Here is a 21,857-nt window from a genome sequence, read left to right on the forward strand (position 1 = left end):
GCCTGCAGCTCGGGCGTCTGCTGGGCCGCGGTCGGCGTCAGCAGCGGCGCGGCCGGCGCGGCTTCGGGCTGCGGCGTGGCGCGGCGGGCCGCGAGCGCGCTGAAGTCGCGTTCCTCGTCGGCGTAGAAGGCCTGGGCCCAGGGCGCGCCCAGCAGCTCGCGCCGTCCTTGCGAGCGTTCGGCCAGCACCGCGCCCCAGCTGGCGGGCTCGTCCGGCTTCCACGCGGTCGTGAAGYGGCGCTGCTGCAGCGCGAGGTAGCGGTCCCAGACGCCCAGCACCTGGCGCGCCGCGTCGATGCCGCGCTCGAGCGTCAGCTGTTGCTCGATCCAATGGCGCAGCTCGCCCGGCTCGACCTCGCCGACGCCGGTCAGCAGGTAGTCGAAGCGACGGCGCAGCGACAGGCTGGGCTGCAGCTTGTCGCCCGCCCACAGGCCCCAGTCGCCATCCAGGTCGGTGCCGCGCAGCGAGCCGTCGACCCACAGCCGCGCGACGCGGGCCTGCGCGGCTTCGGCGGCACGGCTTGCGGCCTCGTTGTACGCCGCCGCATCGCTGGGCACGCCGGCGGCGAACGGGTTGTCGCGCCACTCGGTGAAGCGCGGCTCGGCCGGGCGCGCAGCGTGCGACGCGGACGGCGCGAGCCGCCATGCGAGCACGCCCAGCGCCAGGCACAGGCCTGCGGCCGACACCGCGAAGAGGGCTGCCGGCCGGTCGCTCACAATCCGGCCCCCTTCATCCGGTTGGCCTGGCTGCGGTAGAACGACACCGGGTCCTGCGCAAACAGGCCGCGGATGCCGAAGGCCTGGTTGACCTCGTCGAGGTGGTTCCAGGCGTAGTTGTCCTTCAGCACCACGCCCCAATGGCTGGAGCACTGGCCGACCAGCCCGTCATTCTGCTCGAAGCCGAAGAAGACGCTGGTGGCGGCGAGCAGGGTGTCGCTGACGTCGAAGACGTTGGTCAGCACGCTGGTGCCGCCGACCGACCAGTAGCGCACGCCGTTGACCACCCCGGCGCCCTGGCCGCAGGCCGAGGAGGGCGCGCCCTGCGGGAAGCGGCGGTTGAAGTCGGCCGCACCGGCGGTGTTGAGCGACTGCAGCGCGCCGAGCGAGTTCTGCGGCAGGCTGGGCGAGCCGGACAGGAAGGAGATGGTGGCGGCCAGCGCGTCGGCGATGGCGGCCGCCGCGCCGGTGGTGCCGGTCCACGAGGTCAGGTTCTGGATCGCGTCGGCCGTCTTGCTGCCGGCGTGCGGCGCGCCGACGGTGGTGACGGAGGCGATCAGCTCGGGCGCGACGGCGGCCACGTAGCGGATCGTCGGCCCGCCGTGGCTGTGGCCGATCAGGTTGAACTTCGGGTAGCCGTAGGCGGCCTTCAGCGCGCGCAGTTCGCGCAGCAGCTGCTCGCCGCGCGCCTCGCTGGAGTTGGCGGCCGACACGCTGGGCGTGAACACCGTGGCGCCGCCCGAGCGCAGCGCGGCCGGGATGCCGTAGAAGTAGTCGACCGGGCCGATGGCATCGAAGCCGAGCAGCCCGTGGACCATCACGATCGGGTACTGCGTCTTGGTGTAGGTGTCGGCGGCACGGGCGGCGGGGGCGGCGCCGAGCGCCAGGCCCGCGGCCAGCGCGATGACGCCGAGGGCGCGCGGGAAAGCGACGCGCGACAGGAAGGGCAGCCGCATCGCGCGGCGAGTCTGCAGGTTCATCGAGTTTGTCTCCTGAAGGTTCTTGGATCGTCATGCGCGCCTTCGGCAAGTGCCGGGCGGTGCGCACGCGGGACCGAACATCCTGCGAACTGCCTGCAAAACATGCGGCCGACGCGGAGTCTCGAACGAACGTTCGTGTTTTAAAAGAGGAGTGGCCCTGAAATCGTCACCGGACTTTCCCGGAGGCAGGCGTCGGATGGTCCGGGACCGTAGCCCGGGTGACAACCCGGGATCTCTGCACCAAACCACTGGTTCGGCAAAGCCGCGGGCGGGCAGGCTGGGGAGCGCCAATAAGGATGGGGCGCCGGAGCTGTCTGCTTTCAAGGCCCGCGTGCGCAGCACGCTTCGTGATCTGACTGTCGCCGACTGTTTGACCACAGCGAGCGAAGCGAGCGGCGGGAGTTTCGGCGACGGGCCTTGAAAGCAGGCAGCGCAGGGGAGTCATCGCCCCGCCAGGGGCGATGACCGCTCCATCCGGCGCGCCCCAGCCTGCACGCCCGCGGCTTTGCCCGCACCAAGCCAGTCCAGGCGAAATCAGATCTCCTCGTAGAGAGGCAACGTCAGGAATTCTGCAAACTCATCCTGCGTGCTCATCTGCGTGAAGATCTCCGCCGCTCGGTCGAACTTGCCTTCGAAGCCGCCGGCCTTGATCTTCGCCAGCTCCTCGGGCACCAGCGCCCGCACCATCTCGGCCGTGACCTTGCGGCCATCGTCCAGCACGCCCTTCGGCGAGCGGATCCACTGCCACACCTGCGAGCGGCTGATCTCGGCCGTGGCCGCGTCCTCCATCAGGTTGTGGATCGGCACGCAGCCGTTGCCGGCCAGCCAGGCGCCCAGGTAGTGGATGCCGACGTTGATGTTCATGCGCAGCCCGTGCTCGGTGATCGGCGTCTCGGGCTTGAAGTCCAGCAGGTCCGCGGCACTCACCTTCACGTCCGGCCGCTGCTTGTCGAACTGGTTCGGCCGGTCGCCCAGCACCGCCATGAACTCCTTCATCGCCGGCTCGACCAGGCCCGGGTGCGCGACCCAGCCGCCGTCGTAGCCGTCGTCCGCATCGCGCTTCTTGTCGGCAATGATCCCGCCCATCGCGATCGCGTTCTTCTCCGGATCGTTCTTGATCGGGATCAGCGCGCTCATGCCGCCGATCGCCGGCGCGCCGCGCTTGTGGCAGGTCTGCAGCAGCAGCAGCGCGTACGAACGCATGAACGGCGCCGTCATCGTGACCTTGGCGCGGTCGGCCAGGCAGAAGCTGCGGTCGGCCTTGAACTTCTTGATGCAGCTGAAGATGTAGTCCCAGCGGCCGGCATTCAGGCCCGCGCTGTGCTCGCGCAGCTCGTACAGGATCTCGTCCATCTCGAAGGCCGCGAGCAGGGTCTCGATCAGCACCGTCGCCTTGATCGTGCCCTGCGGCAGGCCCAGCTCGGCCTGCGTCATCACGAACACGTCGTTCCACAGCCGCGCCTCGAGGTGGCTTTCGAGCTTCGGCAGGTAGAAGTACGGCCCGGCACCGCGCGCCAGCTGCTCCTTCGCGTTGTGGAACATGAACAGCGCGAAATCGAAGAGACCGCCATGCACGCGCTGGCCGTCCACCGTCACGTGCTTCTCGTCCAGGTGCCAGCCGCGCGGGCGCACCTGCAGCGTCGCGATCTTCTCGTTCAGCTTGTAGGTCTTGCCCTTGGCTTCCAGCGTCAGCGTGCGGCGGATGGCTTGCGACAGGTTGATCTGGCCCTGGATCTGGTTGGACCACGACGGCGAGTTGCTGTCCTCGAAGTCGGTCATGTAGCTGTCGGCGCCGGAGTTGAACGCGTTGATGACCATCTTCGCGTCGACCGGGCCGGTGATCTCGACGCGCCGGCAGTGCAGCGCCTTCGGGATCGGCGCGACCTGCCAGTCGCCGTGGCGGATGTGTGCCGTCTCCGGCAGGAAATCGGGGCGCTCGCCGGCATCCAGGCGCTGCGTGCGCTCGACGCGGGCGGCCAGCAGCTGCTGGCGCCGCGGCTCGAACGCGCGGTGCAGCCTGGCCACCAGTTCCAGGGCCGGCAGCGTCAGCACCGTCTCGAAGCCCGGCAGGATGGGCGCGTTGATCTGCATGCCTTGCGGCAGGGAAAGGCTGCTCATGGGAATCCTCCTGGAATAACGAATCCCAAGACTCTATTGGAGACTTGGTTGAAGATTAATAGCCAGTGACGCCCTGGATTCGTGACCTGGATGCCATGAATCAAGCCGGGAACTGGCCCCCCAGCTGCGCCGTGAGCGCCACGGCCGCTTCGCGCACCGCTGCCAGGTGGGCTTCGACATAGCGCTGCGCCGGGATTGCTGACTTCCGCGCGCATAATCCCGCGCCATGGATCGGCTAAAGCAGATCGAATCGTTCGTATCGGTGGCTGCAAAAGGCAGCCTGACCGCCGCGGCCCATGCCGAAGGGGTCGCGCCCGCGGTCATCGGCCGGCGCATCGACGCGCTGGAAGAACGGCTGGGCGTCAAGCTGCTGGTGCGCACCACGCGGCGCATCACGCTGACCCACGAAGGCAGCGCCTTCCTCGAGGACTGCCAGCGCCTGCTGGCCGACCTGGCGAATGCCGAATCCAGCGTCAGCGCCGGCGGCGTCAAGGCGGCCGGCTACCTGCGGCTGACGGCGCCGGCCGGCTTCGGCCGCCGCCACGTCGCGCCGCTGGTGCCGCGCTTCCTCGCGCTGCACCCGGAGGTCAGCGTGTCGCTGAACCTGAGCGACCGGCTGGTCGACATCGTCAACGAGGGCGTGGACTGCGCGGTGCGTGTCGGCGAGCTGCCCGACAGCAGCCTGGTCAGCGTGCGGCTGGCCGACAACCGGCGCCTGTGCGTCGCGACGCCGGCCTACCTGAAGCGCGCCGGCACGCCGCGCGAGCCGCACGAGCTGTCGCGCCACGAATGCCTGACGCTCAGCAGCGATGCCAGCCAGACGCGCGGCTGGGCCTTCACGATCGACGGGCAGGTGCAGCACCTGCGGCTGAGCGGCCGGCTCGATTGCAGCGACGGCCAGGTGCTGCACGACTGGTGCCTGGCCGGGCTGGGCATTGCCTGGCGCTCGACCTGGGAGGTCGAGGGCGAAGTCGCGAGCGGTCAGCTGGTCAGCATGCTGGACGACTTCGCGGCGCCGCCGAACGGCATCTATGCGGTGTTCCCGCAGCGCAAGCACCTGCCGCTGCGGGTGCGCCTGTGGATCGATTTCCTCAAGCACACCTACGGCGACGCCGCCTACTGGCGCGACGCCGTGGACTGGCGCTGAAGGCTTACTTGGCGCCCGAAGCGGCGGCGGCCGGCGCCGACGCATCCTTGGTGCACTTCTTGACGAAGCTGTTCTTCGCCGCGCCCTTCAGCTTCTTGTCGGCCGCCTGCGTCTGGCAGGCCGCGCCGGCCTCGCTGGCCTTGGCCTCGCGCTCGCACTTCTTCATGAAGCTGTTCTTCGCCGCGCCGGCGAGCTTCTTGTCGGTCGCCTTCGCCTCGCAGGTCGCCGCGTCGGCCGCGAACGCCACGTTCGACAGCGCAATCAGGCCCAGGGCCAGCAGGGTGCTCAGTTTCTTCATGGGATTCCTCCGGGGTGCGGCGAACGGTGTGTCGCCGGCCCGGATTGAAGCACCTGTTCCGAATGTGATCAAGCGTGAGCTTGGGTCAACATGCGTCCGTTCATGTCACAACATGTCGCTCTTGACGGGGCTCAAAGAATGCGCCGCGGGTGGGCCAGCGCCTCGTGGGCGGCATGCAGCCGGCGCACCAGCACGCGGATGAAGGCCTCGTCGAACAGGTGGCGGCAGCCCGGGCTGACCTGGGCCAGCGTGTCGGGCGTGAAGGTGATGGTGGTGGCCGACTCGGTGACGATCACGTCGGTGCTGTGGCGACGCAACTCGGCACTGGGCGCCAGGTAGACCATCTCGCCCACCGAGGTGCCGGCGCCCAGCTGGGCCACCTTGGTGCCGTCGCGGAACACCTCGACCTCGCCCTGCGCAATGATGTGGAAGTTGCGGGTTTCCTCGCCGCGCCGATACAGCGCGTGGCCGAAGGTGTAGCGCTGCCATTTCGCGCGGTGCACCACCTCCCACAGCTCGACGTCGCCGAAGTTGGAGAAGAAATCCAGCGTGCGCAGCAGGTTGAAGCGCTCCGAATCGAGCACGCCCTGCAGCTGGCCGCGCGGCACCTGGTGGTTGACGATCAGCCCGGACAGCGCCTGCGCGAATTCGTCCCAGCTGGCGAAACGGTCTTCGGGGCGCTTGGCCAGCGCGCGCACGATGACYGCGTCGACGCCGTCGCCGACGCCGGCGCGCAGCAGGCTCGGCAGCACCGGCATCGCGTTGTAGACCTGGTTCATCATCGCCGACTGCGACGGTGCATCGAACGGGGGACGGCCGGCGATCAGGTGGTAGAGCACCGCGCCGAGCGAATACATGTCGGCGCGGCTGTCGAGCGAGGCGCCGTCGAGCTGCTCGGGCGCCATGTAGGCGAGCGAGCCGACGCGGTAGACCTGCGTGGTCTCGGCCGACATGTTCAGCACGCTGCCGAAGTCGGTCACCTTGACGTCGGTGATGCTGCCGTTGCTGATGACCGCCAGGATGTTGGCCGGCTTCACGTCGCGGTGCACCAGCCCCTGGCGGAACACGTAGCCCAGCGCCATTGCGCACTTGAAGCCGATCTCGACGATCAGCTCCAGCGGCAGCAGCTGGTCGGCGCGGCAATACTGGCGCAGCGTGTGGCCCGACACGTACTCCATCACCAGGTAGGGTTCGTTGGGGTCGGCCACCGCGTCGAAGATCTGCACCACGTTCGGGTGCTGCAGCCGGCCGACCAGCGCGGCCTCGGCGGCGAAGAAGCGCTCGAAGAAGCGGCCGTCGTTCGGATCGTTGACGGCGCCGGCGCGCACGCGCTTGATCGCGACGTCGCGCTGGTGGAATTCGTCGCGGGCCAGGAAGACCTCGCTGGTCGCACCCTCGCCCAGGCGGCGCAGCACCGGGTACTTGCCGACCTGCGCCGGCAAGGGCAGGCCGGACGTCGTGGCGGCTTCGGCGGTGGCGAGGGGAAGGCTCATGGAATGCTGTGCCGGCGCGAACGCCGAGAGACCGAGATTGGCATCTTGGCACCGTCGCCGGGGCCATGTGTGCCAAATTGAACACAAAAGGCGGTGCTTATCCGGGCCATGGACTTCGTCCGCGGGACGGCCGACGGGCATGGGGCCGCCACTTAGAATCGCCGCCATGATCCAAGCCCAACAGGAACTGCTGCAGGCGCTGGCCGCAGCGGTTGCCGACGTTTCCCCCGACAGCACGCTGCCCGTCGCGTTCGAGCTGCCCAAGCAGGCCTCGCACGGCGACCTGGCCGTGACGCTCGCGATGCAGCTGGCCAAGCCGCTGAAGAAGAACCCGCGCGAACTGGCCCAGGCGCTGGTCGACGCGCTGAACCGGCAGCCCGCCGTGCAGCGCCACGTCGCAGCCCTCGAGATCGCCGGCCCGGGCTTCATCAACCTGCGACTGAAGGATTCCGCCAAGCAGGCGGTGATCGGCGAGATCCTGGCCGCCGGCGATGGCTTCGGCCGCCAGCCGGCCAACGGACGCCGCGTGATGGTCGAGTTCGTCTCGGCCAACCCGACCGGGCCGCTGCACGTCGGGCATGCGCGCGGCGGCGCGCTCGGCGACGCGATCTGCAGCCTGCTCGACACGCAGGGCTGGCAGGTGACGCGCGAGTTCTACTACAACGATGCCGGCGTGCAGATCGCGACGCTGGCCGCATCGACCCAGGCGCGGCTGAAGGGCCTGAAGCCGGGCGAGGCCGCGTGGCCGGAGTCGGCCTACAACGGCGAGTACATCGCCGACATCGCGAACGACTTCCTCGCGAAGAAGACCGTCCGGTCCGACGACCGCGAGTTCACCGCCTCCGGCGATCCGGACGACCTGGACGGCATCCGCCAGTTCGCGGTCGCCTACCTGCGCCACGAGCAGGACCTGGACCTGCAGGCCTTCGGCATCCGCTTCGACAACTACTTCCTCGAATCGAGCCTGTACACCAGCGGGCGCGTCGAGCAGGCGGTGGCGCGGCTGGTGGCCGCCGGCAAGACCTTCGAGGACGGCGGCGCGCTGTGGCTGCGCACCACCGAGTACGGCGACGACAAGGACCGCGTGATGCGCAAGTCCGACGGCACGTACACCTACTTCGTGCCCGACGTCGCGTACCACATCAACAAGTGGGAGCGCGGCTTCACCAAGGTGGTCAACGTGCAGGGCACCGACCACCACGGCACCATCGCCCGCGTGCGCGCCGGCGTGCAGGCGGCCGGCGAGAACATCCCGGCCGGCTACCCCGACTACGTGCTGAACAAGATGGTCACGGTGATGCGCGGCGGCGAGGAGGTGAAGATCTCCAAGCGCGCCGGCGGCTACGTGACGCTGCGCGACCTGATCGACTGGACCAGCCGCGACGCGGTGCGCTTCTTCATGATCAGCCGCAAGGCCGACACCGAGTTCACGTTCGACATCGACTTGGCGTTGAAGCAGAACGACGAGAACCCGGTGTACTACGTGCAGTACGCGCACGCCCGCATCAGCAAGGTGCTGCGCGACTGGGTGGCCGAGCACGGCGGCGACCTGGCCGCGCTGCCGCAGGCCGACCTGTCGCTGCTGACCGCGCCGACCGAGGCCGCGCTGCTGCTGAAGCTGGCCGAGTACCCGCAGGTGCTGGCGCGCGCCGCCGCCGACCTGGCGCCTCACGACGTCGCGTTCTACCTGCGCGACGTCGCCAGCGCCTTCCACAGCTACTACGGGGCCGAGCGCTTCTTGCTGCCCGACCAGCCCCCGCTGATGCGCGCCCGCCTCGCGCTGCTGGCCGCCACCGCCCAGGTGCTGCGCAATGCGCTGCAGGTACTGGGCGTGGCCGCCCCCGACCGGATGTAATGGAGAACGCATGAAAAGCCAACGTGGCGGTTTTGTCCTGGGGCTGATCGTCGGCCTGCTGATCGGCCTGGCGCTCGCGCTGGGCGTGGCGCTGTACATCGCCAAGGTGCCGGTGCCCTTCATCAACAAGGTGCCGCAGCGCACGGCCGAGCAGGACGCGGCCGAGGCGGAGAAGAACAAGAACTGGGACCCGAACAGCTCGCTGTCCGGCAAGACGCCGGTCAAGCCGCTCGGCCAGGCCGCGAGCGGCGTGGTCGCCGCGCCGGCCCCGGCCTTCCCGCCCTCGGTGCCGTCCACCACCGCCGCGACCCCGGCGCCGGTCGCGAGCACGCCGCGCAAGGACGCGCGCGACCCGGCCGCGATCCTCGAGGGCCGGGCCACGGCCGCCGCCAGTGCACCGGCCGGGCTGACGGCGTCCACCAAACCCGGCTCCGACGCGTTGAGCTACTTCGTCCAGGCAGGCGCTTTCGGGCGCGTCGAGGATGCCGAACAGCAGCGCGCCAAGCTCGGCCTGATGGGCATGCAGGCCAGGATCACCGAGCGCGAGCAGTCCGGGCGCACGATGTACCGCGTCCGGCTCGGCCCGTTCGACAAGAAGGAAGACGCCGACCTGGCGAAGGAAAAGCTGGATGGGGTGGGCGTGGAGTCGGCGCTGGTGCGTGTCCAGAAGTAGCGCGCCGAAGTAGGCTGAACTTTCCTATCCGACCCGACTCCACCGCTCGTCGTTGACCCTTACACACTTTTGGACTTGAACATGAACCGTCGCGATTTCTCGGCACAGCTGGTCGGGGCCGCCGGCCTCGGCGCCCTCGGCCTCGCGGCCGGCACCGGCGCCCAGGCGCAGGGCGCCCCGGTCGAAGGCACGAACTACGTGAAGCTCGGACAACCGGTGCCGACGTCCGCGCCCGGCAAGATCGAGGTGGTGGAGTTCTTCTGGTACGGCTGCCCGCACTGCAATGCCTTCGAGCCGGCGCTGGACGCCTGGCAGAAGAAGCTGCCGGCCGACGTGGTGTTCCGCCGCGTGCCGGTCGCCTTCCGCGACGAGCCTTTCGTGGCCCACCAGCGCATCTTCTATGCGCTCGAATCGATGGGCAAGGTGGAAGCGATGCACCGCAAGGTGTTCTACGCGATCCACAACGAGCATGCGCGCCTGGACAAGCCGGACGAGATCGCCGCCTTCATGGACAAGAACGGCATCGACAAGGCCAAGTTCCTCGAGGCCTACAACTCGTTCTCGACCCAGACCAAGATCAAGCAGGCCAGCAAGCTGGGCGAGGCCTACAAGCTCGACGGCGTGCCGGCCCTGGGCATCAATGGCCGCTACTTCACCTCGGGTTCGCTGGCCGGCACCAACGAGGGCATGCTGCGCGTCACCGATTTCCTGATCCAGAAGTCGCGCTCGGGCGGCTGACCCCGGAGTCGGTCCGGAACCGACTTCAACTGGTAACGCAGATGGCATGAAACTGTGGCTAGAATGGCCTGCAAGTTTCATGCCGCCATGCCGCCACTTACCTACACCCTCCTGACTTCCAGCCGCCGCCTGGCGTTCTTCGCCGCGGCCTGCGCCCTGATGGCGGCGTTGCCGGCCCAGGCCGAGCGCGCCGATCGCCTGAAGAAGATGGAGGTCGAATCCGACCAGCCCGGCAAGGTCGACCTGATCAACCAGCTGGTGGTCTTCAACGGCAACGTCGTGGTCAGCAAGGGCACGATGCTGATCAAGGCGGCGCGCATCGAGGTGCGCGAGAGCCCCGACGGCTACCAGTCGGCGCTGGCCATCGGCAGTGCCGGCCAGCCGGCCAGCTTCCGCCAGAAGCGCGAAGGCCTGAACGAGTTCATCGAAGGCGAGGCCGAGCGCCTCGAGTACGACAGCAAGCTCGACACGATCCGCTTCGTCAGCAAGGCCTCGGTGCGGCGCCTGCGCGGCACCGCCGTCGCCGACGAGGTGACCGGCGCGCTGATCACCTACGACGGCACGGCCGAGCTGTTCACCGTCGCCGGCGGCAGCGCCGCGGTGACGCCGAACAACCCGACCGGCCGCGTGCGCTACGTGTTCACCCCCAAGGAAGGCACGCCCGCCGCCGCCGAAGCCGCCTCCCAGCCCGCCTCGGGAGCCCGGCCGTGAGCGCGGTCCCCGCCATCGATCCGCTGGCCGGCGCGAGCCGGCTCGAAGCTGTCGGGCTGCAGAAGACCTACGGCGCGCGCAAGGTGGTGAAGGACGTGCGCCTGTCGGTGCGCAGCGGCGAGGTGGTGGGCCTGCTCGGCCCCAACGGCGCCGGCAAGACCACCAGCTTCTACATGATCGTCGGCCTGGTGCGTGCCGACGACGGCCAGATCCTGATCGACGGCCAGCGCGTCGAACGCCTGCCGATCCACCAGCGCTCGCGCCTGGGCCTGAGCTACCTGCCGCAGGAAGCCTCGATCTTCCGCAAGCTGACGGTCGAGGAGAACATCCGCGCCGTGCTCGAGCTGCAGCGCGGCCCGGACGGCAAGGAGCTGCCCAAGGCCACCGTCGACAAGCTGCTCGGCAACCTGCTGAACGACCTGAGCATCGAGAAGCTGCGCGACAGCCCGGCACCGGCGCTGTCGGGCGGCGAGCGCCGGCGCGTCGAGATCGCGCGCGCACTGGCCACGCAGCCGCGCTTCATCCTGCTGGACGAGCCGTTCGCCGGCGTCGACCCGATCGCGGTGATCGAGATCCAGCGCATCATCGGTTTCCTGAAGAGCCGTGGCATCGGCGTGCTGATCACCGACCACAACGTGCGCGAGACGCTGGGCATCTGCGACCGCGCCTACATCATCAGCGAGGGGCGGGTGCTCACCGAGGGCACGCCGACCGAGATCGTCGACAACGCCGATGTGCGGAAGGTGTACCTCGGCGAACACTTCCGCATGTAGGGGCCGAGCACATGAAGCCCTCACTGCAGGTTCGCCTGTCGCAGCACCTGGCGTTGACGCCTCAATTGCAGCAGTCCATCCGGCTGCTGCAGCTCTCCACGCTCGAACTCCATCAAGAGGTCGAGCAGATGCTGGAAGCCAACCCCTTCCTCGAGGCCGAGGAAGACGCGGCACCGGTGTTCGAACCGCTGGCCGAGCGCCTGACGCCGGCCGAGCGCAACGCCGAGCGCGAGGCCGACAGCAGCGCCGCGAGCGAGGCCTCGAGCGACACCGCACCCGACGAAGCGGCCGGCGTCGACGGCGCCGAGTTCGGTGCCACCGAGCGCGAGGACTGGGAGAACGGCACCGAGCGCGACGACTTCGACGGCATCCGCGAGACGCCCAGCTCGGCCAGCGGCAACAGCGCCTCCGACGACGACTTCGAGGGCCAGGACCGCAACCCGCAGGCGCCGAGCCTGCAGGAGCACCTGCGCGAGCAGCTGCTGGGCATGCGCGTGAGCGCCGAGGATGCGGCCGCGATCACGGTGCTGATCGAATCGCTGGACGACGACGGCTACCTCGCCGACACGCTCGAGGAGATCGCCGCCGAACTGGCCGGCGACCCCGAGCAGCAGGAAGAGATCCTCGAGCGGCTGCAGTGCGCGCTGAAATGGCTGCAGAACATGGAGCCGCTGGGCGTCGGTGCGCGCAACCTCGGCGAATGCCTGACGCTGCAGCTGCGCACCCAGGAGCGCTGCGAAGCGCAGATGATCGCGATCATCATCTGCAAGCAGCACCTGGACCTGCTGGCGCGGCGCGACATGAAGAAGCTGATGGCCGCGACCGGCGCCGACGAAGAGCTGATCAAGCAGGCGCAGGCGCTGATCGTGGGCCTGGAGCCCAAGCCGGGGCGGCCGTTCGCGCGCGCCGAGGCCAACATCATCGTGCCCGACGTGATCGTGCAGAAGTCCGGCCGCAACTGGAAGGTGGTGCTGAACCCGGACGTGATGCCCAAGCTGCGCATCAACGACCTGTACGCGCAGGCGATCCGCCAGGGCCGCGGCTCCGGCGGCAGCGGCAGCGCGCTCAGCTCGCGGCTGCAGGAGGCGCGCTGGTTCATGAAGAACATCCAGCAGCGCTTCGACACCATCCAGCGCGTGTCGCAGGCCATCGTCGAGCGGCAGAAGAGCTTCTTCACGCATGGCGAGATCGCGATGAAGCCGCTGGTGCTGCGCGAGATCGCCGACGAGCTGGGGCTGCACGAGTCGACCATCTCGCGCGTCACCACCGCCAAGTACATGGCGACGATGTTCGGCACCTTCGAGCTGAAGTATTTCTTCGGTTCGTCGCTGAACACCGAGGCCGGCGGCAACGCGTCGAGCACCGCGGTGCGCGCGCTGATCAAGCAGCTGGTGAGCGCCGAAGACGCGGCCAAGCCGCTGTCGGACAGCCAGCTGAGCCACATGCTCGAGGAGCAGGGCATCCAGGTGGCGCGGCGCACGGTCGCGAAGTACCGCGAGGCCCTCAAGATCGCGCCGGCCAATCTCCGCAAAGCCCTCTGAGCTGTCCCGCCATGTGTGCCCTCCCCCTGTTCCTGCCGTGCGCCGCGGGCGTCGAATCGCTGCTCGCCGAGGAGGTGATGCGCATCCTGCCGACCGCGAAGGTGCATGCCGCGCGCGGCGGCGTCGCGCTGGATGGCGACCCGTCCGAGGTGATGACGCTGAACCTCGAATGCCGGCTTGCGCAGCGCGTGCTGGCCGAGGTGGCCGAAGGGCCGTACCGCGACGAGGCCGACCTGTACGAGCTCGCGCGCGGCGTCGACTGGCAGCAGTGGATCACGCCGGAGCACACGCTGCGCGTCGACACCACCGCGCAGCGCAGCCCGCTGCGCAGCCTGAACTTCGCCGCGCTGCGCATCAAGGACGCGGTGTGCGACCAGCTGCGCGAGGCCACCGGCACGCGCCCGAGCGTCGACACGCGCCACCCCGACCTGCCGCTGCTGCTGCACGTCGGCGAGCAGCGTGCCTCGCTCTACGTCGACACCTCGGGCGAGCCGCTGTTCAAGCGCGGCTGGCGCGAGGACAAGGGCGACGCGCCGCTGAAGGAGACGCTGGCGGCCGCGATGCTGGCCGCCGCCGGTTGGCGCGGCACGCCCGAGGCCGGGGGCGCGCTGCACGACCCGTGCTGCGGCTCCGGCACGATCGCGATCGAGGCGGCGCAGATCGCCTGCGGCATCGCCCCCGGGCTGAAGCGCCGCTTCGCGTTCGAGCGCCTGCTGCCGTTCGCGGATGCCGAGATGCGCGCGCAGTGGCAGCGCCTGAAGAGCCATGCGCAATCGCGCATCCACGCGAGCGCGGTGCCCATCCATGCGAGCGACGTGTCGTTCCGCATGGTCGACTTCGCGCGCCGCAATGCGCAGCGCGCCGGGGTCGAGCAGGCGATCCAGTTCAACGGCGGCGATGCGCTGGAGCGCCCCGCACCGGCGCTGCCGGCCGGGCTGCCGGGCACGCTGATGATCAACCCGCCGTATGGCGAGCGCATCGAGGTGGCCGGCAAGGCGCGCGCCCAGGCCCGCCCCGACCCGCAGGACGGCGACAACAAGGCGCTGGTCGACGACTTCTTCCCGCGCCTGTCGGCGCACTGGAAGCGCGCCTACACGCAGCACCCCGGCGGCTGGACCGCCTGGGTGCTGAGCCCGGACATGAAGCTGCCCGGCGCGATGCGGCTGAAGGAATCGAAGCGCGTGCCGATGTGGAACGGCCCGATCGAGTGCCGCCTGTTCCGCTTCGACCTGGTGGCAGGTTCAGCGCGCCCGTAGCCCGGATGCCAATCCGGGACGCCGTCACCGGTTCAGCAACTGCCCGATCAAGCTGCCGATGTCGCCCATGCCGGTGCTGGCCGGCAGCTGCCCCTGCGGCGTCAGGTGATCGACCACCTGCGGCAGCACCTTCGACAGCTGGTCCGCCGCCTCGCCGTGCGACAACCCGAGCTGCTCGGCGATCAATCCCAGGTTGCCCGAGCCGAGCACGCTTTGCAGCTGGTCGGCCGACACCGGCAGGTTCTGCCCCGTCGACACCCACGAGCCGATCACGTGACCCAGCCCGCCCTGCTCGAAGCGCGAGACCAGGTCGGCCAGCCCGCCTCCGGGCCCGTTGCTGCTCAGCATCGACACCAGCGCACTGACGAGTGCCGCCTGGTTGCCACCCCCACCCCCCTGGCCGGCAACCATGCCGGCGACGGTATCGAGCAATCCCATGATGGGCTCCTTGCAGACGAGAGGCCGATTCTGGGCGCGCGCCGTGTCCGGCACAAGGCAGGCCACGTCAGCGGGAGGCCGATCCCCCCAGGCTGAAGTAGAAGGTCGCGCCGCCGTTCGGCGTGCCCTGCGCCCAGAGCCGCCCGCCATGGCGCTCAACGATGCGCTTGACGATGCTCAGGCCCACCCCATGGCCCTGGAAACGCTGGCCGTGCAGGCGCTGGAACGGCTGGAACAGGCGCCCGGCCTCGCCGGGATCGAAGCCGACGCCGTTGTCGCGCACGAACAGCACCTGCTCGCCGTTCTCGGCGAACGCGCCCACCTCGACCTGGGGCGGCGCCGACTCGCGCGAGAACTTGATCGCGTTGCCCAGCAGGTTCACGTACACCTGCCGCAGCAGGCCCGGGTCGGCCGCGACGGTGGGGAGCGCGCCGACGCGCACCGGCAGCGCAGCGCCCTGCGGGTCGGCCAGGCGCATCTGCTCCAGCGTGTCGTGCACGAAGGCCTGCAGGTCCAGCGGCTGCGGTGCGAGGTCGGTGTCGCCGACGCGCGCCAGCGCGAGCAGGTCGCCCACCAGCTGCGCCGAGGCCTCGGCCTGCCCGGTGATCACCGGCAGCAGGCGCCGAACGGTCGCCTCGTCGCCGCGTTCCAGCGCCTCGGCCGCCAACCGCGACACGCCGGCGATGCCGCCCAGCGGCCCGCGCAGGTCGTGCGAGACGCTGCGGTTGAAGCCTTCGAGGCACTCCACCATCTCGCGCAGCTCGGCAGTGCGCTGGGCCACGCGCTGCTCCAGCGATTCGTTCAGCGCCTGCAGCGCGGCCTCGGCGCGTTCGCGCCGCTGCAGTTCCTCGGCGGCGCGCTGCTGCGCGCGCAGCAGGCCGGTGGTCAGCACCGTCGCGCCCGACACCGCGGTCGGCAGGATCACGGCATAGCGCAGCCATTGCACATCGACCAAGCCCAGCCACGCGGCCCCCACGACCGCCGGGTACAGCATCAACGCGCTGAACACCAGCGCATGGCCGCGGCGCGGCTCGCGGCGCAGCGCCGCCAGCGCGAGGACGGCCTGGCCGAGCATGAAGCCGCTGTAGACCGTGAAGCCGACGATGCGCGGCATCAGCTTCAGCAGCACGAGCGCGAGCGTCAGCGTGCCGACGGCCACGGCGAGCGCGCGCAGCCGCGCGGCGATCGGCGCGGCCGGCCCGGCGTAGTCGATCATGCCCAGCGTGATGAACACGACCGCCGGGGCCGTCATCGCCACGGCGATCGGGTTCGGCTGTTGCGCCACCGCCTGCAGCCGGGCATCGAAGACGTAGACCAGCGCGACCAGTGCGTAGCCGGCCGCGAACAGCAGCGACCAGCGCTGCCGCTCGGCGCGCCACACGATGGCGTGCAGCAGCGCCAGCGCACCCAGCGACCATGCACCGGCCAACGCGAATGCCTCGACTGCCTGCACGAGCCCCCCTGCTGCATGTCCTTCGCGCAGTGGACGATGCTTCGCGGGCCGGCGCGGCTAGGACTAACCACTAAGCGGCCGCGGCCGCGTCAGGCGGGAGGCTGCAGCGCGAGGTGGGCGAGCGCCGCCAGCGGCGCGGTGTCGGCGCGCAGCACGCGCGGCCCGAGGCTGACCGGCACGAAGCCGGCCGCGGCGGCCAGCGCCTCCTCGGCTTCGCTGAGCCCGCCCTCCGGCCCGCTCAGGAAGGTGACGGCGGCAGCGCGCTGCGCACTGAACGGTTGCGGCGTGCGCAGGCTCAGCACGAAGCGCCGCTCGCCGCCCGGCGGCAGGGCGCGCAGCCAGTCCGCCAGGCTGCGCACCGGTGCAATCACCGGCACGCGCGTGCGCCCGCATTGCTCGCTGGCCGCGGCGGCCACGCCCTGCCAGTGGGCGACCTTCTTGTCGGCGCGCTCGCCCTGCAGGCGCAGCACCGAGCGCTCGGTCATCAGCGGCTGGATCGCGGCGACGCCCAGTTCGGTGGCTTTCTCGACCAGCCCGTCCATGCGCTCGTTGGCCGGCATGCCGACCGCCAGCGTCACCGCAAGCGGCAGCTCGCGCTCGATCGCGACGTGGGCCTGCAACCGCACCCGCACCTCGCTGCGCCCCATCTGGGTGACGCTGGCCTGCCATTCGCCGCCGGCGCCGTCGAACAGCGTCAGCGGATCGCCCGGTTGCAGGCGCAGCACCTGGACATGGCGCGCGGCGCCGGCGGGCAAGCTCAGTTCGAGGCCGGCCTGCAGCGGCTCGGGCACATGGAAGCGGGGAGGCATGGCGCGAGTTTGCCTCACCCACGAACCGTTCGCCCTGAGCAGGAACTGAGCTCGTCGAAGGCCCGTGTCGAAGGGTTGCTGCCGCAGCGCGCCGGAGGTTCCGGTACGCTTCCACGAGGCCTTCGGCAGGCTCAGTCCGACCCTTCGACAAGCTCAGGGCGAGCGGGTTGCCCGCCGGCGCCAGGCGCGCCAGCGCGACTTGATGCGGCGTGCGCCGCGCCACACCGCCGAACGGCGCAGCGCGTCCATCACGCGCTGCTTCGTCGCGCGCCACCAGGCCAGTGCGCGGGCGAACCACGCATAGCGCACCAGCTGCGACTCGGTCAGGATGAACAGCCGCCCGACCAGTGCGGTGCCCAGCAGCTTGGCCACCACGATGATCGTGACGCCCAGCACCGCATGGCCCCGGTGGATCACCCACAGCGCGAACAGCTTGATCGGGAACAGCGCGATCGCCGGCACCAGGAACAGCGCCAGCGCGACGCGCGGCGGCGCGCCGCGCAGCAGGGCCTCGAGCCGGGCCAGCGGCGGCCAGGCGGCGAGACGCGCGACGAAGGCCGTCAGCGGCCGCCAGCCCCATTCCTCGACGAACAGGACGAGCGCGGCGAACAGCAGCAGCGCGCCGCGCAGCAGGCGCCACGCGGTGCGCGCCAGCAGGCGCCACAGGCTCATCGGCCGGTCAGCCGCCGTACAGCGTGCGCCGTGCCTTGTGCGCCGCCGGCTCGCCCTTGCGCGCGCGGATCTGCTCGATGGTGCGGTCGGCGACGTCGCGCAGCTCCTCGATCGTGCTGGCCTTCTCGACCGCCAGCGTCAGCGTGAAGCCACGCAGACCGAGCTCGGCCGAGATCATCTGCGTCAGCGCAGCGGTGAACTTGGCATAGTCGAGCTCGCCCGGGTCGACCGGCGTCCCCACCGTGGAGGCGGGTGCGGAGGCCGCGATGGCCGGCGGCGGGCTGGTGCGCGAGCTGCCGCTGCCGGCCACCGGCGCGATCAGGCCCATGCCTTCGAGCGCACGGAAATCCTCGATCGTCACGCCGACCACGTTGGCCAGCAGCATGTCCTCGGACTTGGCGCCGTCGATCAGCAGCAGCAGGTTGCGCTGCGCGCGCTCCTTCACCAGGGCGCGTGCCGTCATCTCGATCCGTCCCGCGTCAGTCTTCTGCCAGATCACGTGAAGTCCCCCATGACGCAGCGCAACAACGCTGCGCCGCCCGAATTTAGCAGCATGAGTCCCGCGGTGGGGAACTCACCGGGTACGAAATCAGGTCTTGTCACGCAGCTCCCGTCGCAGGATCTTGCCGACCGGGCTCTTGGGCAACTCGGTGCGGAACTCGATCACCTTCGGCCGCTTGTAGCCGGTCATGTTGGCCTCGCAGTAGGCGCGCACGTCGGCCTCGGTGAGGGCCGGGTTCTTGCGCACGATCACCAGCTTGACCGCCTCGCCGGCCTTCGCGTCGGGCACGCCGATCGCGGCGCACTCGAGCACGCCGGGCATCTGCGTGACCACGTCCTCGACCTCGTTCGGGTAGACGTTGAAGCCGCTCACCAGGATCATGTCCTTCTTGCGGTCGACGATCTTGAMGTAGCCGTTGSCGTCCAYSRTGCCGATRTCGCCSGWGCGGAAGAAGCCGTCGGCCGTCATGACCTTGGCCGTCTCGTCCGGGCGCTGCCAGTAGCCGGCCATCACCTGCGGGCCGCGGATCGCGATCTCGCCCGGCGTGCCCAGCGGCACCTCGTTGCCGTCGTCGTCCAGCAGCGTCAGCTCGGTGGACGGCAGCGGCAGCCCGATGGTGCCGGTGAAGGCGGTGCTGTCGGTCGGGTTGCAGGTGGCCGACGGCGAGGTCTCCGACAGGCCGTAGCCCTCGCAGATCGCGCAGCCGGTCTTCTCGAGCCACAGCTTGGCCACGGCCTGCTGCACCGCCATGCCGCCGCCGACCGAGATCTTCAGGTGGCTCCAGTCGACGGTGTTGAACTGCGCATGGTTGGCCATCGCGTTGAACAGCGTGCTGACCGCCGGGAAGCTGTGGAAGCGGTGTGCCGACAGCTCCTTGAACACGGCCGGGATGTCGCGCGGGTTCGGGATCAGGATGTTGCAGCCGCCGGTGCGCAGCGACAGCATCATGTTCGAGGTGAAGCCGAAGATGTGGTACAGCGGCAGCGCGCACACCGTCATGCTCTGCTCGCCGGCCGGGATGCGCTTGAGCGCCGGCTGGTACCAGGCCTCGGCCTGCAGCGTGTTGGCCACCAGGTTGCGGTGCAGCAGCACCGCGCCCTTGCTGACGCCGGTGGTGCCGCCGGTGTACTGCAGCACCGCGATGTCGTCGAGCTTGACGGGCACCGGCTTGAAGCTGGCGCGCTTGCCGGCCGCGATCGCGTCGTTGTAGCGCACCGCGCCGGGCAGCTCGAAGGCCGGCACCAGCTTCTTCACGTTGCGCACCACGTAGTTGACGATCAGGCCTTTCGGGAAGCCGAGCATGTCGCCCATGCTCGCGAGGATGACCTTCTTCGTCGGCACCGCGGCCGCGCAGGCCTGCAGCGTGGTCGCGAAGTTCTCGATGATCAGGATGGCCTTGGAGCCCGAGTCCTTCAGCTGGTGCTCCAGCTCGCGCGGCGTGTACAGCGGGTTGACGTTGACCACCACCAGGCCGGCGCGCAGGATGCCGGCGACCGCGATCGGGTACTGCGGCACGTTGGGCATCATGATGGCGACGCGGTCGCCCTTCTCGAGGCCCAGCGTCTGCAGGTAGGCCGCGAACGCGCGCGAGGCCTCGTCGACCTCGCGGAACGTGAAGGCCTTGCCCATGAACTTGTACGCCGGCAGCGCCGCGTACTTCTTCAAGCTCTCGTCGATCAGCGCGGTCAGCGACGTGTACTGATCCACGTTGATGTGCTCGGGCACCCCAGCGGGGTACTGCTTGAGCCAGGTCTTTTCCATCGAATCCTCCGGGAACGAACGCGCGATTCTGTCTTAACCCTTACAAGGCACCGCTAAGGTCTTTCGATATGACATGCCTCCCGGCAGGTTCCCGGGTGCGCCACGATTGACGCCCGGTTGAGCTTCACTTAGGCTCCTCGTCAATTGGTCAGACCACCAGACCAATCCAACTTTCAGACGGATCGCACCCATGACCCAGCGACTGGCCGGCAAGGCCGCCCTCGTCACCGCGGCCGGCCAGGGCATCGGCCGCGCCACCGCCGAAGCCTTCGCGCGCGAAGGCGCGCGCGTCGTCGCCACCGACATCAACGATGCCGCGCTGGCCGAGCTGTCGCGCATCCCCGGCATCACCGCGCACCACCTGGACGTGCGCGACGGCGCGGCGGTGCAGTCGCTGGTGGCCGGGCTCGGGCCGCTGCAGGTGCTGTTCAACGGCGCCGGCTTCGTGCATGCCGGCAGCATCCTCGAATGCGACGACGCGGCCTGGGACTTCTCGTTCGACCTGAACGTGCGCTCGATGTACCGCACCATCCGCGCCGCCCTGCCGGCCATGCTGGCGCACGGCGGCGGGTCCATCATCAACGTGGCCTCGGTGGCCGGCAGCATCAAGGGTGCGCCGAACCGCTTCGTCTACGGCACCACCAAGGCGGCGGTGATCGGGCTGACCAAGTCGGTCGCGGCCGATTTCGTCGCCAAGGGCATCCGCTGCAACGCGATCTGCCCGGGCACGGTCGAGTCGCCGTCGCTGCGCCAGCGCATCGAGGCACAGGCCAGCGCCAGCGGCCAGACGGTCGCGCAGGTCGAGGCGGCCTTCGTGGCGCGCCAGCCGATCGGGCGCGTCGGCAGCACCGCCGAGATCGCCGCGCTGGCGGTGTATCTCGCCTCCGACGAGTCGGGTTTTACGACGGGTACCGCGCAGGTCATCGACGGCGGCTGGTCCAATTGATCATTCCACTTCAGTGAAGAGACGTCCATGAAACTGATGCGACACGGCCCCAAGGGCTCCGAACAACCGGCGCTGGTCGACGCCGACGGCCAGCTGCGCGACCTCTCCGGCGTGCTGCCCGACATCAGCGCCGCCACGCTGAGCCCGCACGGCCTGAAGCGCCTGCACGAGCTGGACCCGGCCACGCTGCCGCTGGTCGCCCGGCCGGGCCGCATCGCGCCGCCCTGGTCGGGCCTGGGCAAGTTCATCTGCATCGGCCTGAACTATGCCGACCACGCGGCCGAGTCCGGGCAGCCGGTGCCGGCCGAGCCGGTGGTCTTCATGAAGGCGATCAGCGCGCTGATCGGCTGCAACGACCCGGTGGTGCTGCCGAAGAACTCGGTGAAGAGCGACTGGGAGGTCGAGCTGGGCGTGGTGATCGGCAGCACCGCGCGCTACGTGTCGCAGGCCGAGGCCCTGGACCACGTGGCCGGCTACTGCGTCGTCAACGACCTGTCGGAGCGCGAGTACCAGCTCGAGCGCGGCGGCACCTGGGACAAGGGCAAGGGCTGCGACACCTTCGGGCCGGTCGGGCCGTGGCTGGTGACGAAGGACGAGGTGCCCGACCCGCAGAACCTGTCGATGTGGCTCGAGGTCAACGGCAAGCGCTTCCAGAACGGCAGCACGAAGACGATGGTGTTCAACGTGGCGCACCTGGTCAGCTACGTGAGCCGCTTCATGACGCTGCATCCGGGCGACCTGATCAGCACCGGCACGCCGCCCGGCGTGGGCATGGGGCAGAAGCCGCAGCTCTACCTGAAGGCGGGCGACACGATGCGGCTGGGCATCCAGGGCCTGGGCGAGCAGCGGCAGACGGTGCATGCGTGGAATCCGGAGCTGATCGACGGCGTATGACAACCCCTCGCCCGGCGAGTACACCGGTCGATCCCCCGAGGGGATGCGGGCCGGCTTGGGGCGGCCCGGCGCTCGGCCCGCAT

General features: G+C 69.8%; 20 protein-coding genes and 1 pseudogene. 10 read left to right on the forward strand and 11 right to left on the reverse strand.

What is annotated here, in order from left to right:
- From AC1DYN_RS00740 to aceB, 3 genes and pseudogenes are all read right to left on the reverse strand, one after another.
- Window positions 1–716, reverse strand: a pseudogene (locus AC1DYN_RS00740) (hypothetical protein); the annotation flags it as partial.
- A complete protein-coding gene (locus AC1DYN_RS00745) occupies window positions 713–1,696 on the reverse strand; it encodes a lipase family alpha/beta hydrolase (RefSeq protein WP_477957174.1) in 984 nt (327 codons plus the stop codon). The pseudogene AC1DYN_RS00740 and the gene AC1DYN_RS00745, both read right to left, overlap by 4 nt.
- A 534-nt stretch (window positions 1,697–2,230) precedes the next feature.
- Window positions 2,231–3,814, reverse strand: coding sequence for a malate synthase A (aceB, locus tag AC1DYN_RS00750; protein ID WP_477957175.1), 1,584 nt, complete (start codon window positions 3,812–3,814; stop codon window positions 2,231–2,233).
- A 226-nt stretch (window positions 3,815–4,040) separates the two neighbouring features.
- Between aceB and AC1DYN_RS00755 the strand changes: the two genes are divergently transcribed.
- Window positions 4,041–4,961 carry a LysR family transcriptional regulator gene (locus tag AC1DYN_RS00755; RefSeq protein ID WP_477957176.1) on the forward strand — a complete coding sequence of 307 codons (921 nt, stop codon included), beginning with the start codon at window positions 4,041–4,043 and terminating at the stop codon, window positions 4,959–4,961.
- A gap of 4 nt (window positions 4,962–4,965) precedes the next feature.
- Here AC1DYN_RS00755 and AC1DYN_RS00760 read toward each other — a convergent pair whose 3' ends face one another.
- Entirely contained in the window at window positions 4,966–5,259 is a 294-nt protein-coding gene (locus AC1DYN_RS00760) for a hypothetical protein (RefSeq protein ID WP_477957177.1), read from the reverse strand.
- Window positions 5,260–5,390: 131 nt separating this feature from the next.
- Complete coding sequence (locus tag AC1DYN_RS00765) at window positions 5,391–6,752, reverse strand: serine/threonine-protein kinase (protein ID WP_477957178.1); 1,362 nt, start codon at window positions 6,750–6,752, stop codon at window positions 5,391–5,393.
- Between the two features lie 166 nt (window positions 6,753–6,918).
- On the opposite strand from AC1DYN_RS00765, the gene argS reads away from it, so the two are divergent.
- The 7 genes from argS to AC1DYN_RS00800 all read left to right on the forward strand — a co-directional run bounded on the left by argS (window position 6,919) and on the right by AC1DYN_RS00800 (window position 14,299).
- The gene (gene argS, locus AC1DYN_RS00770; protein ID WP_477957179.1) at window positions 6,919–8,607 is read left to right on the forward strand and encodes an arginine--tRNA ligase; all 1,689 of its coding nucleotides are present in this window, start codon (window positions 6,919–6,921) and stop codon (window positions 8,605–8,607) included.
- Between the two features lie 10 nt (window positions 8,608–8,617).
- Window positions 8,618–9,280, forward strand: coding sequence for an SPOR domain-containing protein (locus AC1DYN_RS00775; protein WP_477957180.1), 663 nt, complete (start codon window positions 8,618–8,620; stop codon window positions 9,278–9,280).
- A gap of 81 nt (window positions 9,281–9,361) precedes the next feature.
- Window positions 9,362–10,018, forward strand: a complete 657-nt coding sequence (locus tag AC1DYN_RS00780) for a thiol:disulfide interchange protein DsbA/DsbL (protein WP_477957181.1) — start codon at window positions 9,362–9,364, stop codon at window positions 10,016–10,018.
- A gap of 87 nt (window positions 10,019–10,105) precedes the next feature.
- Window positions 10,106–10,729, forward strand: a complete 624-nt coding sequence (gene lptA / locus AC1DYN_RS00785) for a lipopolysaccharide transport periplasmic protein LptA (RefSeq protein WP_477957182.1) — start codon at window positions 10,106–10,108, stop codon at window positions 10,727–10,729.
- Window positions 10,726–11,502, forward strand: coding sequence for an LPS export ABC transporter ATP-binding protein (lptB, locus tag AC1DYN_RS00790; protein ID WP_477957183.1), 777 nt, complete (start codon window positions 10,726–10,728; stop codon window positions 11,500–11,502). The genes lptA and lptB overlap by 4 nt, the downstream gene beginning before the upstream one ends.
- A gap of 11 nt (window positions 11,503–11,513) precedes the next feature.
- The gene (locus AC1DYN_RS00795) at window positions 11,514–13,043 is read left to right on the forward strand and encodes an RNA polymerase factor sigma-54 (RefSeq protein WP_477957184.1); all 1,530 of its coding nucleotides are present in this window, start codon (window positions 11,514–11,516) and stop codon (window positions 13,041–13,043) included.
- Between the two features lie 11 nt (window positions 13,044–13,054).
- The gene (locus AC1DYN_RS00800) at window positions 13,055–14,299 is read left to right on the forward strand and encodes a THUMP domain-containing class I SAM-dependent RNA methyltransferase (RefSeq protein ID WP_477957185.1); all 1,245 of its coding nucleotides are present in this window, start codon (window positions 13,055–13,057) and stop codon (window positions 14,297–14,299) included.
- Between the two features lie 24 nt (window positions 14,300–14,323).
- Here the strand turns inward: AC1DYN_RS00800 and AC1DYN_RS00805 are convergent, their stop codons facing one another.
- The 6 genes from AC1DYN_RS00805 to AC1DYN_RS00830 all read right to left on the reverse strand — a co-directional run bounded on the left by AC1DYN_RS00805 (window position 14,324) and on the right by AC1DYN_RS00830 (window position 19,934).
- Window positions 14,324–14,737 (reverse strand): YidB family protein, encoded by a 414-nt coding sequence (locus tag AC1DYN_RS00805; RefSeq protein ID WP_477957186.1) that lies wholly within the window; start codon window positions 14,735–14,737, stop codon window positions 14,324–14,326.
- 67 nt (window positions 14,738–14,804) lie between these two features.
- Window positions 14,805–16,190, reverse strand: a complete 1,386-nt coding sequence (locus AC1DYN_RS00810; protein ID WP_477957187.1) for a sensor histidine kinase — start codon at window positions 16,188–16,190, stop codon at window positions 14,805–14,807.
- 89 nt (window positions 16,191–16,279) lie between these two features.
- Window positions 16,280–16,999: a 16S rRNA (uracil(1498)-N(3))-methyltransferase gene (locus tag AC1DYN_RS00815; protein WP_477957188.1), complete on the reverse strand. Its 720-nt coding sequence runs from the start codon at window positions 16,997–16,999 to the stop codon at window positions 16,280–16,282.
- Between the two features lie 153 nt (window positions 17,000–17,152).
- Window positions 17,153–17,671, reverse strand: coding sequence for a hypothetical protein (locus tag AC1DYN_RS00820; RefSeq protein ID WP_477957189.1), 519 nt, complete (start codon window positions 17,669–17,671; stop codon window positions 17,153–17,155).
- Between the two features lie 7 nt (window positions 17,672–17,678).
- Window positions 17,679–18,134 carry a hypothetical protein gene (locus AC1DYN_RS00825; RefSeq protein WP_477957190.1) on the reverse strand — a complete coding sequence of 152 codons (456 nt, stop codon included), beginning with the start codon at window positions 18,132–18,134 and terminating at the stop codon, window positions 17,679–17,681.
- A gap of 126 nt (window positions 18,135–18,260) precedes the next feature.
- A complete protein-coding gene (locus tag AC1DYN_RS00830) occupies window positions 18,261–19,934 on the reverse strand; it encodes a long-chain-fatty-acid--CoA ligase (protein WP_477957191.1) in 1,674 nt (557 codons plus the stop codon).
- Window positions 19,935–20,124: 190 nt separating this feature from the next.
- Here AC1DYN_RS00830 and AC1DYN_RS00835 point away from each other — a divergent pair, with 190 nt between their 5' ends.
- Both AC1DYN_RS00835 and AC1DYN_RS00840 read left to right on the forward strand, forming a co-directional pair.
- On the forward strand, window positions 20,125–20,880 hold the full coding sequence (locus tag AC1DYN_RS00835) for an SDR family oxidoreductase (RefSeq protein ID WP_477957192.1): 756 nt from the start codon (window positions 20,125–20,127) through the stop codon (window positions 20,878–20,880).
- A gap of 27 nt (window positions 20,881–20,907) precedes the next feature.
- Window positions 20,908–21,774, forward strand: a complete 867-nt coding sequence (locus tag AC1DYN_RS00840) for a fumarylacetoacetate hydrolase family protein (protein WP_477957193.1) — start codon at window positions 20,908–20,910, stop codon at window positions 21,772–21,774.
- The last annotated feature ends 83 nt before the right edge of the window (window positions 21,775–21,857 follow it).

This window comes from Rhizobacter sp. P2_D12 (assembly GCF_056404395.1).